Origin of the sequence: Kribbella sp. NPDC049584 (genome assembly GCF_040675555.1) — a bacterium.
In the GTDB taxonomy this organism is placed as follows: domain Bacteria; phylum Actinomycetota; class Actinomycetes; order Propionibacteriales; family Kribbellaceae; genus Kribbella.
Genome location: NZ_JBFAPF010000009.1, coordinates 206964 through 219278, shown reverse-complemented (window position 1 = coordinate 219278; position 12315 = coordinate 206964). Strand labels below are relative to the sequence as shown.

The 12315-nt window shown below is 69.2% G+C and carries 15 protein-coding genes; 11 read left to right on the top strand and 4 right to left on the bottom strand.

The annotated features are described in order from the left end of the window. The first annotated feature begins 10 nt into the window (after positions 1-10). From AB0J62_RS28450 to AB0J62_RS28415, 8 genes are all read left to right on the top strand, one after another. Complete coding sequence (locus AB0J62_RS28450; protein WP_363877446.1) at positions 11-844, top strand: fumarylacetoacetate hydrolase family protein; 834 nt, start codon at positions 11-13, stop codon at positions 842-844. After that, positions 841-1539, top strand: a complete 699-nt coding sequence (locus AB0J62_RS28445; protein WP_363877444.1) for a GntR family transcriptional regulator — start codon at positions 841-843, stop codon at positions 1537-1539. The genes AB0J62_RS28450 and AB0J62_RS28445 overlap by 4 nt, the downstream gene beginning before the upstream one ends. Continuing rightward, positions 1536-2270, top strand: coding sequence for an SDR family NAD(P)-dependent oxidoreductase (locus AB0J62_RS28440; protein WP_363877442.1), 735 nt, complete (start codon positions 1536-1538; stop codon positions 2268-2270). The genes AB0J62_RS28445 and AB0J62_RS28440 overlap by 4 nt, the downstream gene beginning before the upstream one ends. Positions 2271-2274: 4 nt before the next feature. Beyond that, entirely contained in the window at positions 2275-3834 is a 1560-nt protein-coding gene (locus AB0J62_RS28435) for an FAD-dependent monooxygenase (protein ID WP_363877440.1), read from the top strand. Further along, on the top strand, positions 3831-4220 hold the full coding sequence (locus AB0J62_RS28430; RefSeq protein ID WP_363877438.1) for a cupin domain-containing protein: 390 nt from the start codon (positions 3831-3833) through the stop codon (positions 4218-4220). Before AB0J62_RS28435 ends, AB0J62_RS28430 begins: the two co-directional genes overlap by 4 nt. A gap of 1 nt (position 4221) precedes the next feature. Beyond that, entirely contained in the window at positions 4222-5121 is a 900-nt protein-coding gene (locus AB0J62_RS28425) for an amidohydrolase family protein (protein WP_363877436.1), read from the top strand. A 61-nt stretch (positions 5122-5182) separates the two neighbouring features. Continuing rightward, positions 5183-6121: a zinc-binding alcohol dehydrogenase family protein gene (locus AB0J62_RS28420; RefSeq protein ID WP_363877434.1), complete on the top strand. Its 939-nt coding sequence runs from the start codon at positions 5183-5185 to the stop codon at positions 6119-6121. 135 nt (positions 6122-6256) lie between these two features. After that, positions 6257-6961, top strand: a complete 705-nt coding sequence (locus tag AB0J62_RS28415) for a GntR family transcriptional regulator (protein WP_363877432.1) — start codon at positions 6257-6259, stop codon at positions 6959-6961. 3 nt (positions 6962-6964) lie between these two features. Here the strand turns inward: AB0J62_RS28415 and AB0J62_RS28410 are convergent, their stop codons facing one another. Genes AB0J62_RS28410 through AB0J62_RS28400 form a run of 3 tightly spaced genes read right to left on the bottom strand, consistent with a single transcriptional unit; the run spans position 6965 to position 8727 of the window. Continuing rightward, positions 6965-7684, bottom strand: a complete 720-nt coding sequence (locus tag AB0J62_RS28410; RefSeq protein ID WP_363877430.1) for a PIG-L family deacetylase — start codon at positions 7682-7684, stop codon at positions 6965-6967. A gap of 35 nt (positions 7685-7719) precedes the next feature. Then, positions 7720-8184: a PPOX class F420-dependent oxidoreductase gene (locus AB0J62_RS28405; protein ID WP_134098771.1), complete on the bottom strand. Its 465-nt coding sequence runs from the start codon at positions 8182-8184 to the stop codon at positions 7720-7722. A 9-nt stretch (positions 8185-8193) separates the two neighbouring features. After that, on the bottom strand, positions 8194-8727 hold the full coding sequence (locus AB0J62_RS28400) for a hypothetical protein (protein WP_363877427.1): 534 nt from the start codon (positions 8725-8727) through the stop codon (positions 8194-8196). Between the two features lie 77 nt (positions 8728-8804). Here AB0J62_RS28400 and AB0J62_RS28395 point away from each other — a divergent pair, with 77 nt between their 5' ends. Both AB0J62_RS28395 and AB0J62_RS28390 read left to right on the top strand, forming a co-directional pair. Continuing rightward, a complete protein-coding gene (locus AB0J62_RS28395; protein ID WP_363877425.1) occupies positions 8805-9638 on the top strand; it encodes a hypothetical protein in 834 nt (277 codons plus the stop codon). After that, on the top strand, positions 9638-11242 hold the full coding sequence (locus tag AB0J62_RS28390; protein ID WP_363877423.1) for a DNA polymerase Y family protein: 1605 nt from the start codon (positions 9638-9640) through the stop codon (positions 11240-11242). Before AB0J62_RS28395 ends, AB0J62_RS28390 begins: the two co-directional genes overlap by 1 nt. Here the strand turns inward: AB0J62_RS28390 and AB0J62_RS28385 are convergent, their stop codons facing one another. Then, positions 11243-11851 carry a GNAT family N-acetyltransferase gene (locus AB0J62_RS28385; protein WP_363877421.1) on the bottom strand — a complete coding sequence of 203 codons (609 nt, stop codon included), beginning with the start codon at positions 11849-11851 and terminating at the stop codon, positions 11243-11245. Positions 11852-11908: 57 nt separating this feature from the next. On the opposite strand from AB0J62_RS28385, the gene AB0J62_RS28380 reads away from it, so the two are divergent. Then, complete coding sequence (locus tag AB0J62_RS28380; protein ID WP_363877419.1) at positions 11909-12295, top strand: VOC family protein; 387 nt, start codon at positions 11909-11911, stop codon at positions 12293-12295. Positions 12296-12315 lie beyond the last annotated feature (20 nt).

Here is a 12315-nt window from a genome sequence, read left to right as displayed (position 1 = left end):
TGGACCTGAGATGAAGTACGTGATGGTGGAGTACGCCGGGCGCGAGGTGCCCGGCGTACTCGACGGGGATTCCGTCCTGTTGCTATCGGCAACGGATCTGACCGAGGTGATCTCTGGTGAGGCCTCGGTGGTCGACAAGATCCCCTATGACGAAGGGCTCTTGCGGGCGCCGTTGCGGCGGTTCCGGCGGGACATCCTGTGCACCGGGTGGAACTACTGGGACCACTTCGAGGAGAGCAAGGGCACGCGCGAGGGGCAGGACGTCGACCGGCCCGAGCACCCGACGTTCTTCACCAAGGGCCCGGACGTGGTGATCGGTCCGTACGACGACATCGCCTGGGATCCGGCGATCTCCGCCAAGTGGGACTACGAGGCCGAGGTCGCGCTGGTGATCGGCAAGACCGGCAAGAACATCGCGGTTGCCGACGCACTGGACCACGTCTGGGGCTACACGCTGGCCAACGATGTGTCGCAGCGCGACCTGCAGCGTGCGCACGGCGGCCAGTGGCTGAAGGGCAAGAGCATCGATAACACCATGCCGCTGGGTCCGTGGATCGTGACCGCCGACGAGGTGGGCGACCCGCAGGACATCCACCTGCAGTGCGTGGTGAACGGTGAGGTACGCCAGGACGCGTCCACACGGCAGATGGCGTTCGACGTCGCCACGCTGATCAGTGAGCTCTCGTTCGGTATGACGCTGCGCCCGGGCGACCTGCTGCTGACCGGTACCCCGGCCGGCATCGGCAACGCCCGCGACCCCCAGGTGTTCCTCCAGGACGGCGACGTTGTCGTCACCCGCTCCGACAAACTCGGCGAGCTGCGCAACAGAGTGACACGCGCATGAACGGGCCTCTTGAACTGCTGCCAGGTGGCGGCAAGAGCGGCCGCCGTACCCTCGCTGAGCACGCGGCCGCCGAGCTTCACCAGCTGATCCTGTCCGGTGAGCTGCCGAGCGGTACGCCGCTGAGGCTCGTGGAGCTGGCCAGCCGGCTCGAGATGAGTCAGATGCCTGTGCGCGAGGGACTCCGTCGGTTGGAGGCGCTCGGGCTGGTCGAGATCATCCCGCACCGCGGCGCGTGGGTCCGTGACCTGTCGTTGTCGGATCTGCGCGACACGCATGAGACTCGGCTGGCGCTGGAGAGTCTCGCCGTACGGGCGGCTGCGGCCCGGTTCACCGAGGACGACCTGACGAAGGCCGCGGCCGCATTGGCTGAGCACCTCCGTCTGTCACGAGCAGAAGACTCCGCGGGCGCCCGCGACGCCCATGCGGACTTCCACTTCGCGATCTACCGGGCAAGCGGCTCACAGTGGTTGCCGCGAGCAATTGAACCGGTCTGGCAGAACAGCGAGCGCTACCGGTTCGGGAGCCGTCAGACGGCGTTCCTGATCGAGAAGAGCCGGCAAGAACACCAGGCGATCCTGGACGCGTGCGTCGCGCAGGATCCTGACGCGGCCGAGTTGGCGTTGCGTAGTCACTTGGCGGGCGCGTTCCAGCGGATCACCGAGACGATGACGTCGAAGCCGAAGGAGACGTCGTGAAGGCGAGGTTCGACGCGACCGGTGAGGTCGTGGTGATCACAGGCGGCGCACGTGGCATCGGTGCGGCGCTCGCACAGGCAGTCAACGCCGCCGGCGGTACTGCGGTCGTCTTCGACGTCACGCCGCCCTCGGACGGTGTCGAGTACGTCGAGGTCGACGTAGCGGACCGGTCCGCCGTCCAGGCTGCGGTCGCTGGTGTGCTGGAGCGGCACGGGCGGATCGACGGTCTGGTCGCCGGTGCGGCCGTGCAGCCGCGGTCGACTGTGCTGGAGATGGATGCGGCCGAGTGGACCCGCACGCTGCAGGTGAACCTCGATGGTGTGGTCTGGATGTGTCAGGCCGTCGTACCGCAGATGGTGGAGCGGCAGTCCGGCTCGGTGGTGGTCTTCACGTCGGGGCTGGCGTCGACCGGGTACGCGGGCGCATCGGCGTACGCCGCGAGCAAGGCGGCGCTGGTGGCGTTCGCCAAGTCGCTGGCGGTCGAGGTGGCCGGCGACCGGGTCCGGGTGAACGTGGTCGCGCCAGGGGTGATCGACACCGAACAGTTCCGTACTGCGAACGTCGGGGCGGAACGGGAGCACTGGCACGACACCATAGGCATCGGCGACCCCGACGACGTGGTCGGGCCGTTGCTGTTCCTCCTGTCCGACGCTGCCGCGATGACCGGGTCCGTGCTGGCCCGGGAACGTGCCTTTGCCAAGTTCACCAGCTTTACGAGTTCCACGGAGTGACAAGTTGACTGAACAGCTCCCTGTTGTCGTGGTCGGCGCCGGACCGATCGGTCTGACCGCGGCCCTCGGCCTTGAGCACTACGGCATCCCGTACGTGCTGCTGGAGGAGGACGCCACGCTCTCCTCCGACACCAAGGCCGGTACGACGCTCAGCCGGACGTTGGAGATCTGGAACCGGTACGGCGCGGTGGACCGCATCCTCGGCGCCGCGCTGCGGATCGACGAGATCGGTGACATCGACCGGGCCACCAACACGCCCCGGGCCTCGGTGCAGTTGGCCGAGCTGGCGAACGACACGCAGTTCCCGTTCGTCATCAACCTGCCGCAGCAGAAGATGGAGCCGCTGCTCGCGGCGGCCCTGTCCACGCCGGTGCGGACGCAGCACCGGATGACGTCGTTCGAGGTACGTGACGACCGCGTAGTGCTGCAGGTCGAGACACCGGACGGTCCGCAGGAGCTGGAGGCGTCGTACCTGCTGGCCTGTGACGGCGGTCGTTCGCGGATCCGCGATGCGCTCGGCGTGAAGGTGGTGGGGGAGACCCTGCCGGAGCGGTACATGTTGATCGACGTCGTCGTGGACCTGGATGTCGACAACGCCAGGGACTACCCGTACCTCGCGTACTTCGCGGACAAGTCCGAGTGGATGGTGCTGATCCGGCAGCCTGACAACTGGCGGTTCCTGTTCCCGCTGGCCCCGGGCGCCGACGCTCCGGGCGACGAGGACCTGCTGGTGAAGGTGAAGCAGTTCATCGGCGAGGTGGACCGGATCGAGCTGATGGGCTCGGTCGTCTACAACGTGCACCACCGGGTCGCGGAGCAGTGGACCAAGGACCGCAGGGTATTCCTGATGGGCGATGCGGCCCACCTGATCACGCCGATGTGGGCGCTCGGTCTGAACACCGGAGCGCTGGACGCGTCGAACCTGCCGTGGCGGCTGGCCTGGGTACTGCGCGGCTGGGCCGATCCGTCGCTGCTGGACGGGTACGAGCAGGAGCAGCGTCCGGTGGCGATCGAGGGCTCGGGCGAGATGGCCGAGGCCGCGCGGAAGTACATGTCGTTCCAGCAGGGCGCTGTCACAGCGGGAACGAGCGACTGGGCGACGGCGTACACGCGGACTCTGCTGAGCGTGCGGCTGGACGTGGACGGCTCCGGTGACTGGTCGATGGTTGCCACGGCGGCCGAACCGCCTGCGGTGCGCGCCGGTGACCGGGCGCCCGACCTGGTGCTGCAGAGCCCGACAGGCCGGTTGACGATCCACGACCTGTGCCGGGACTCGTTCGTCGCCTTGTACTTCACTGATGTCCGCCGGCGCCCGGAGATCCCGCTGAACGGATCGCCTGCGCTGCAGCACTACGCAGTGTCCCGGTGGGACGCGCCGCACGACTCCGGTCTGCGGGACCGTGCGCTGTTCGACCCCGGAAGCGTTGCCACCAAGCGGTACGGCGTGCCGCCGGAGACCGTAGTACTGCTCCGGCCGGACGGGCATGTGGCTGCTGTCGCTCCGATGAGTACTGGCGTTGCGGAGGAGCTGTACAGCCGCATTACCGGTAAGGAGGTTCCATGAGTTTCGACGAACCGCTGCGCGAGATCCTGCTGCAGACGGACGACCTGGAGTGGGTCGAGAAGTCGTTGGACGGTCTGTCCCACAAGATGCTGTGGCGGGACCCGGAGACCGAGGCCTCGATCGCACTGGTGCGTTTCGAGAAGGGCTCCGGCATTCCGTCCGAGCACAAGCACGCGTCGAACCAGTTCATGTTCTGCCTGTCCGGCCGGTACGTGTACCTGCCGACCGGGACCACGCTGACCAAGGGCAGCTTCTACTGGAACCCCAAGGGCGTGACGCACGGTCCGACGCGGGCAGAGGAGACCTCTGTCCTGCTAGAGGTGTACGACGGGCCGCACTACCCAGAGCGGCCGGACTTCTACGACAACGACGAGGACGCCCGCTGACATGGCCGGTTGGGACGTCCACACGCATCTGATCCCGCCGACCGTGCTGTCGGCGGCGCACCGGGGTGAGTTCGGGCTGTCCGTCGACAGCGGTTCGCTGGTGGTCGACGGACAGCGACTGCCGCTGCGCCGGCTCGCCGACCCGGCCGCGCTGCTGCAGTGGATCACCGAGCAGTCGCTGGACGGCGCCGTCGTCTCCGTGCCGCCCGCGCTCTTCCGGTACGACGCCGGCGTCGAGTGGTCCGAGCTGGTCAACCAGGGGCTCCGCGAACTCGCCACACCGCAACTGCGTGTCCTGGCGCATCTGCCGCTGCTGGACCCGGCAGCGCCGGCAGTGGCTGCCGGTCTGGCCGGTGAAGGCGTCTTCGGCGGGTTCGCACTGGGTACGCCGAGCTATGCCGGGCTGGATCCGGTCTGGCGGGTGCTGGACGTGCTGGAGGCGTTCACCCTGATTCATCCCGGCAGCAGTGACGACAAGCGGCTTGATTCGTTCTACTTGTCGAACCTGTTGGGGAATCCGTACGAGACCGGAGTGGCCGCCGCTTCGCTCGTCTTCGCCGACGTGCCGGGGCGGTTTCCAGGGATCCGGTTCTGCTTGTGCCATGGGGGTGGTGTGACGGCGGCCGTTGCCGGCCGGTGGCAGCGCGGGATCGACACGGAACGGCCCGGGATCGAGCCGGTGTCGTTGCCGGTCGCGGAGGCGCTGCGCCGGTTCTACGTCGACGATCTGGTGCACGACGACGCCGTACTGGAACTGCTGACTTCGACGTTCGGTGCCGAGCGGGTCCTGGCCGGGAGTGACTGGCCGTTCCCGATGGGCAGCGACGGGGTGTCCGCCGCGCGGGCCGCGACGGCCGAGGTGCTGACCCGGCCGCTGGCGAAGGAGGTCGCCGCGTGGTGAGACGAGGGTGCTGTCTGGTCGAGGTTGTGATCAGATATCAAATCGTGAACGGGGATGAGGCGTGACTACACGGGGGACTGTGTTGCACAGCCACGGACCGGGGGAGCAGCTGAAGGCCGAAGAGGTCGAGCTGACAGCCGGTCCGGGGGAGACGTTGGTGGAGATGCGGCTGGCTGCCGTGACTTCGCAGGACCGGTCGACGCTGGCCGGCAAGCAGCCGTCTGTGCCGTTCGTACCGGGCTCCGAGGGGACGGGTGTGGTCGTCAGCTCGGATGTCGTCGAGGCCGGGACAGCTGTGCTCGTCCGGGGCGACGGCGTCGGCGTGACGAGAGCGGGCGTGTGGGGTCGGTACGCCGTCGTGCCGGATACCGCCGTACATCGGCTGCCGTCGTCGTTGGAGCCGGGAGCGGCGCTGACGTTGCTGACGCAGGCGTTGACCGCGCACACCGCTGTCCGGCGGGTGGCCGACGTACAGAAGGGCGAGACCGTTGTCGTCACCGGCGTGAACGGTGCGGTCGGCAGGATGTGCGCTGCGATCGCACGGTCGGCCGGTGCGGCGCGGGTGATCGGTCTGGTGGCGATGGAGGCGTCTGTCGACGCCACGACCGCACTGGTGGACCAGATCGTTCGCGTCGACGGACTGGGACAGGTTGGACGGGAGCTGCAGTGGTGTGACGCGGCTGTCGACACCATGGGTGGTCCGGTGACCGGTGGGGTCCTGGGGCACATCACCCCGGGCGGGCGGATCGCCGTACTGGGTTACAAGGCCGGTGAGTTCACCACGATCGATCTGCACCAGTTGATCGGCCGCGACCTCCGGGTGCTGCCGGTGAACCTGCAACGCACTGCTCTGGCACCGGATGCGGTCGGTCAGGCCCTCGCAGATATCGCAGCGGCCTCCTGGCATGCGGAGTACGACGTGGTGCCCGCGGATCGGGTCGGTGACGCGCTCGATCGGCAGGCCGGGCGGGTGTTGCTGGACCTGACCGCGCTGCGCTGACACTCCTCGGCCGGCCTAGACCACTTGTGTTTGCTGGAGTCTGAGCTGAGCAATCCGTCGTCGGAGGCCCGCAGATACCCGAGTGGCGGCTACGGTACCTCCAGAGCTGAATAGGAGAGAGGCAGCCCGCTACTGATGATCCGACGACTCGAGCTCACGCCTGGGGGGCCTACCGGCCGTCGTACGCTCGCCGAGGAAGCCGCCGCCGAGCTGCACGAGCTCATCCTGTCCGGCGAGCTGCCCAGTGGTACGGCGCTGCGGCTCGAGGAGCTCGCCAAACGGCTCGACATGAGCCAGATGCCGATCCGCGAAGGGCTGCGCCGGATGGCTGCGCTCGGACTGGTCGAGATCGTCCCGCACAAGGGCGCCTGGGTCCGTGAGTTGTCGATGGAGGACCTGCGCGACACCCACGCGACCCGGTTGGCGCTGGAGTCTCTTGCGGTGCGTGCGGCCGCGACACGGTTCTCCGACTCGGACGCCTCGACCGCCCGGGACGCACTGGCCGAGCATGTCCGGTTGTCGAAGCTGGGCGACAACATCGCGTCCCGGCAGGCGCACACCGAGTTCCACTTCGCCATCTACCGGGCGGGCGGTTCGCGGTGGCTACCGCGAGCGATCGAGCCGGTCTGGCAGAACAGCGAGCGCTACCGGTTCGGCTCGCGGCAGACCAAGGCCCGCATCGAGCAGACCCGACGGGAGCACCAAGCGATCCTCGACGCGTGCGTCGCGCACGACGAGGCAGGCGCCGAGGCCGCGCTGCGCGAACACCTGGAAGGTGCGATGCAGCGCATCACCGAGACGATGGAGCGTCGCTCGGCTCCTTCTACTGAGAAGCCCTGAGTTCTACTGGGAAGCCCTGAGCTCTTCGAACCTGTCGTGCTGCCAGCCTGTTGCGTCGAAGACCGCTCGGAGCAGCAGGCCGTCGCTGCTCGAGCGGTGAACGCCGATGAGTTGTGCGAGCGGCTGGCTGCCCAGGCCGTCGTAGTACTGGTCCAGAGCTTGCCGCCTGCGCTGCTCGGACCCTCCGCTGATCTCCTCGAGCGGTCCGTCGCATCCGGTGACGTGGCCCGACCCGATCTGTTGTCCCGGGGCCAATTGCTGGACCAGGCGCTCTCCTGCGCGCACGTCCTCGGTTCTGACACGGGCACCCAGGGTGCGGCACTGGACGCGTCGGAGCGCTCTCTGGACTGCTTGTGAGATGGCGATGTGGTCCGGATGCCCGGTGAGTCCGTCCCGTCCCACTGTGAGGATCAGCTCTGGTTCGAGCTCGCGGGCTGCCTTCTCGACCTCCGCGGCCACATCGGCCGGCGGCGCGGCGGCTAACGTCCGCGGGCCGTTGTGGCCACCGTCATCGATCCACTGGTCCGCTGCACCGAGCCAGCCCCACTCATCGATCCCCAGCAGCGCGCAGGAGTCGGTGAGATGTTCCGCGGCTCCGTGCATCCCGGCGGTGGCCACACGCAGTACGACATGCCAGCCCTGCTCGTGCAGCACGGAGGTCGCGGCGCCGGTGGCGAAGACCTCGTCGTCCGGGTGCGCGTGGACGACGAGCGCCGTGGGCATCAGTCAGCCACTCAGCCTGCCAGCCAGCCAGCCGGCTAGTCGGCCAGGCGGGCCGGGAAGCCGCCGGTGGCGAGCGGACCCCAGCGCTCGGGGGTGATGCGGATCAGGCACTTGCCCTGCTTCACCATCGCCTCGCGGTACTCGTCCCAGTCAGGGTGCTCGCCGGAGATCGCACGGTAGTAGTCGACAAGCGGCTCCACGGCGTCCGGCAGCTCGATGACCTCGCCACTGCCGTCCACCTGCACCCAGGCGCCGTTCCAGTCGTCCGACAGCACGAGCACCCCGGCCTTGCCGGTCCGCTTCACGTTGGTGCTCTTGGCCCGCTCCGGGTACGACGAGATGACGATGCGGCCCTCGGTGTCCACGCCTCCGGACACCGGTGACGCCTGTGCCGTCCCGTCCGCCCGGTACGTGATCAGCAGCATGTGATGACGAGGCCGCACGAACTCCAGCAGCCCCTCGAGATCGACCTTGGTGTTGGTAGCAATAGTCCTCGGCATGGTCCCACCCTATGCGTCCGGCTGAAGATCCTGCGGGGTGAGGAGGTGTTCCAGCTCGTCATCGGTGCGCTGGTTGATGAGGTGTTTGTAGTGCTGCGCCTGGGCGGTCGTGGGAAGGACTCCGGCCAGCAGGTCAGGGAGGAGAAGCTCGTAGCCGGCGCGGGCCCGCGCCGTGTAGCGGTTCCTGGTCCTGGCCACGGCCGAGGACACGCGGATCGCGTGCTCGTTTCCCGGAGGTACGCCGGGACGGTCGGTCTCCCGCGCCGCGAAACGGAAGCCGTTCGCCTGGTCGCAGCGCGCACATCCCGCGCCGGCGCCGAGGGTGGAACCGCAGTCCGGGCAGGTCAGATGGTCGAGCGCTCCGTCGACGATCCGCCAGTCGAACTCGGACGTGTCCTGCAGTACGACCTCGGCCAGCTCGCGCGCTTCCGCCGTACCTTTGCGGACGCCGGAGGCGGTGCAGAAAGTGTCCCAGGCGGCGTCGATACTGTTCTCCATCTCTCGCAGCGCGGCGGCGAACCGAGGGTCTTCGACGCGTCGCATGGTTGCGACTCTAACCAGTCCCGGGGCCTGTGGACGACCGGATTGACATGTTCGAACAGGTGTTCGAACATGGATTCATGACGGGGAGCGAGGCAGCGACGAGCCGGGTCACGGCGCTCGACCAGGCGCGCCTGCTCCTCGCCCAGGTCAAGGCTCGGAAGGCGGCTGAAGACGACGAGGAGGAGAGCGCCCGCCTGGCTCCTGTCACCGGCCGGGTGCCGTCGGTCGCGCGGGTGCAGCAGGCGTTGGACACGGCCGGAGTGGATCGGGAGCTGCCCACGCATCCGGCGGTGAGTGAGTTGCTGGCGGGGGCGAGCCTGCGCGGCGGCTCGGTGTACTCCGTGCGTGGCAGCGCCGCCCTGGTGATGGCGCTGATGGCCGGTCCGTCCGCGGAGGGCGCCTGGTGCGGTGTCGTCGGGGTGCCGTCGTTCGGTGCCGAGGCGGCGCGTGGGCTCGGCGTCGATCTGGAGCGGCTCGTGCTGGTCCCGGATCCGGGCCGCGAGTGGCTCAGCGTCGTCGCCGCGTTGGTGGACGCGCTGACGGTGGTGGTCGTCCGGCCGCCGGGGGAGGTGACACCGGGGGAGGCATCCCGGCTCGCCGCCCGGCTCCGGACCCGCGGCGCGATGCTGATCGCGTGCGGGTCGTGGCCCGGCAGCGAGGCCCGGTTCGAGATCGAGAGCAACACCTGGACCGGTCTCGGCGACGGCGAGGGGCTGATCACCGGCCGCCGGGCGACGGTGGCGGTGACCGGTCGGCGGGCCGCCGTGCGCGCTCGTCGTCATGAGCTCTGGCTTCCTGGCCCCGACGGTGTCGTCCGGCCTGTCGAGCCCGCTCGTGAGGCTGACCCGGCTCGTCAGGCTGGCCCGGGCTGGCAGGAAGAGTGGGCGGATCAGATCGGCGCGGTGGGCTGATGGGCGGCCGCGGACTCACCCGCACGATGGTGATCTGGGTGCCCGACTGGCCGGTGACGGCGGCCGCGGTGGCGACCGGACGCTCGCCGGACGAGCCGATCGTCGTGCTGGAGAAGGGGAAGGTGCTCGCCACCTCGGCGGCCGCGCGGGCCGAGGGGGTGCGGCGCGGGCAGCGGGCTCGGGACGCGCAGTCGCGGTGCCCGGAGCTGGTCGTGCTGAAGTACGACCCGGTGATCGACGCGCGCGCGTTCGATCCGGTGATCGCGTGCCTGGAGGCGATCACGCCGGGCGTGCAGGTGATCCGTCCGGGGATGTGCGCGTTGAAGGCACGCGGTCCGGCCCGGTTCTACGGCAGCGAGGAGAGGGCGGCGGAGAAGCTGCTCGACCGGCTGGAGACGTTCGACGTGCCGGGCAGCCGGATCGGGATCGCCGACGGTCCGTTCGCCGCCGAGCAGGCGGCGCGGGCGAGCTCCGCGCGGACCAGGGTGCAGGTGGTGCCGCCGGGCGGGTCACCGGAGTTCCTCGCGCCGTTGTCGATCGATCTGCTCGAGCAGCCGGAGCTCACGGATCTGCTGCGCCGGCTGGGGTTGCGGTCGCTGGGTGCGTTCGCCCGACTCTCCGGGACGGAGGTGCTGACCCGGTTCGGTCCCAGTGGCGCGTTTGCCCATCGGCTGGCGAGCGGATCCGACGATCGCCCGGTGACCGGCCGGGAGGTCCCGCCGGAGCTCACCCGGGCCCTCGACTTCGAGCCGGCGGTCGACCGGGTCGACCAGGTCGCGTTCGCGGTCCGTGCGATCGCCGACGAGCTGATCGTCCGGCTGACCGAGCTCGGCCTGGTGTGTACGACGCTGCGGGTCGAGGTCGGCACCGAGTCCGGGCGGATCCACGAGCGGGAGTGGCTGCATCCACGCTGGTTCACCGCGGCGGACGTGGTGGACCGCGTGCGTTGGCAGTTGCAGGGGAGCGGCACGGCGACCAGTGAGCTGACGTCGCCCGTCGTGCGGATCCGGCTGATCCCGGAGCAGGCGGATCCGGTCGGCGCGCATGTCGACGGGCTGTGGGGCGGCGGGCCGGACGAGCGGATCCACCGGGCGTTGTCGCGGGTGCAGAGCATGCTCGGTCACGGTGCGGTCGTATCGGTGGTGATCGGCGGCGGGCGAGGATTCGCCGAGCGGCAGACGCTGATCCCCTGGGGCGATCCACCGGTGCCGGCACGGCCTCCGGACCAGCCGTGGCCCGGGTCGATCACCGGGGCCGAGCGCTGGCCGACGCCGGCGCCGACCACGATCTTCCCGGAGCCGATCCCGGCGAAGGTGTTCGCCGCGGACGGCGCGCAGGTGTCGGTCAGTGCCCGCGGCGAGCTCTCCGGCGTACCGGCCGCGTTCTCCTTGCTGCCCACCGGCGGCTCCGGTGTTCAAGTTGCCGATAGCAACAAACTTCACCCGATCACGGCCTGGGCCGGCCCCTGGCTCAGCACCGAACGCTGGTGGGACCCCGCCACCGAGTCCCGCCAGGCCCGCTTCCAGTTCCAGACCGCCGACACCCGCGCCTGGCTCTTCACCCTCCACCAAACAACCTGGCAGGCCCAAGCCACCTACGACTGATTAGGTGAAGTCGATCCGCATCACCGTGCGGCGGAGGGTGGGGTGGGTGAGTTGCTTGAAGCCGGCCTCCTCGAAGGCCTGGTGGGGGCCGACGTGGAGTTCGCCCCAGGTGATGGTTTTGCCAGGTTGGGTGAACATCGGGTAGGCCTCGAGTGCGCGGGCACCGCGGCTGCGGGCGTACGGGATGGTCGCCCGGGCCAGGTGATAGGTGAGGCCGCGGCCGCGGAAGCCTTTGCGGACCGTCATGCACGTGACCGCCCAGACGCTCTCGTCGTCCTTGTCCTCGGAGCGGTCCGCCCACGGCACCCGCGACGTTCGCAGCTTCGGGTACGCCGTGCGCGGCTCGACGGCGACCCAGCCGGCCGGCTCGCCGTCGACGTACGCGATCAGCCCGCTCGTCGACGGCGCATCCGGCGTACCGCAGGCGGTCTGGTCCTGTAGTCGTGTCATCCGCTCGTCCAGCGTCGAGTCCCGCCAGATCCAACCGCGGATCTTGAACCGCTGGCATTGGCACTGCCCGGCATCCGTCGTACCGAAGATCGTTTGAAGGTCTTCCCAGGGCGCCTCGTTCGCCGGTACGACGGTCAGTTGCGACTCATCGATCACCATGCCGAGCAGATTAACGCGCGTTCCGGACGACCCGCGTCCGGAACTAGATTGGCCCGCATGCATCGCAGCAGAGTCTCCACCTTCCTCATCGACGTACGGCGGGACGAGGTCGACGCCGCCACGACGTTCTGGTCCGAGGCGCTCGGCGTACGGACGTCGTCGCCGGATGGCGAGCCGCAGTTCACCAGCCTGCACAACGCGATCCCCGGGTACGTCGCGGCGATCCAGTCCGTCGACGACGAGCCGCGGTACCACCTCGACATCGAGACCGACGACGTCCCCGCCGAGGTCGCCCGGTTGACCGAACTCGGCGCGGTGGAGATCGCCAGCTGGCAGGGCTGCCACACGCTCAAAGCCCCCGGCGGTCATCTGTTCTGCGTCATCCCGATGCACAGCGATCCGGAGTACTTCGAGCAGCACGCGACCGTCTGGGGCAGGCAATAAGCGGGTAGTAAGGCCGGCAG

Coding starts and splice junctions, on each gene's coding strand:
- AB0J62_RS28450 (WP_363877446.1), top strand. CDS start 11: ATGAAGTACGTGATGGTGGAGTACGCCGGGCGCGAGGTGCCCGGCGTA.
- AB0J62_RS28445 (WP_363877444.1), top strand. CDS start 841: ATGAACGGGCCTCTTGAACTGCTGCCAGGTGGCGGCAAGAGCGGCCGC.
- AB0J62_RS28430 (WP_363877438.1), top strand. CDS start 3,831: ATGAGTTTCGACGAACCGCTGCGCGAGATCCTGCTGCAGACGGACGAC.
- AB0J62_RS28425 (WP_363877436.1), top strand. CDS start 4,222: ATGGCCGGTTGGGACGTCCACACGCATCTGATCCCGCCGACCGTGCTG.
- AB0J62_RS28415 (WP_363877432.1), top strand. CDS start 6,257: ATGATCCGACGACTCGAGCTCACGCCTGGGGGGCCTACCGGCCGTCGT.
- AB0J62_RS28410 (WP_363877430.1), bottom strand. CDS start 7,684: ATGCCCACGGCGCTCGTCGTCCACGCGCACCCGGACGACGAGGTCTTC.
- AB0J62_RS28405 (WP_134098771.1), bottom strand. CDS start 8,184: ATGCCGAGGACTATTGCTACCAACACCAAGGTCGATCTCGAGGGGCTG.
- AB0J62_RS28400 (WP_363877427.1), bottom strand. CDS start 8,727: ATGCGACGCGTCGAAGACCCTCGGTTCGCCGCCGCGCTGCGAGAGATG.
- AB0J62_RS28395 (WP_363877425.1), top strand. CDS start 8,805: ATGACGGGGAGCGAGGCAGCGACGAGCCGGGTCACGGCGCTCGACCAG.
- AB0J62_RS28390 (WP_363877423.1), top strand. CDS start 9,638: ATGGGCGGCCGCGGACTCACCCGCACGATGGTGATCTGGGTGCCCGAC.
- AB0J62_RS28385 (WP_363877421.1), bottom strand. CDS start 11,851: ATGGTGATCGATGAGTCGCAACTGACCGTCGTACCGGCGAACGAGGCG.
- AB0J62_RS28380 (WP_363877419.1), top strand. CDS start 11,909: ATGCATCGCAGCAGAGTCTCCACCTTCCTCATCGACGTACGGCGGGAC.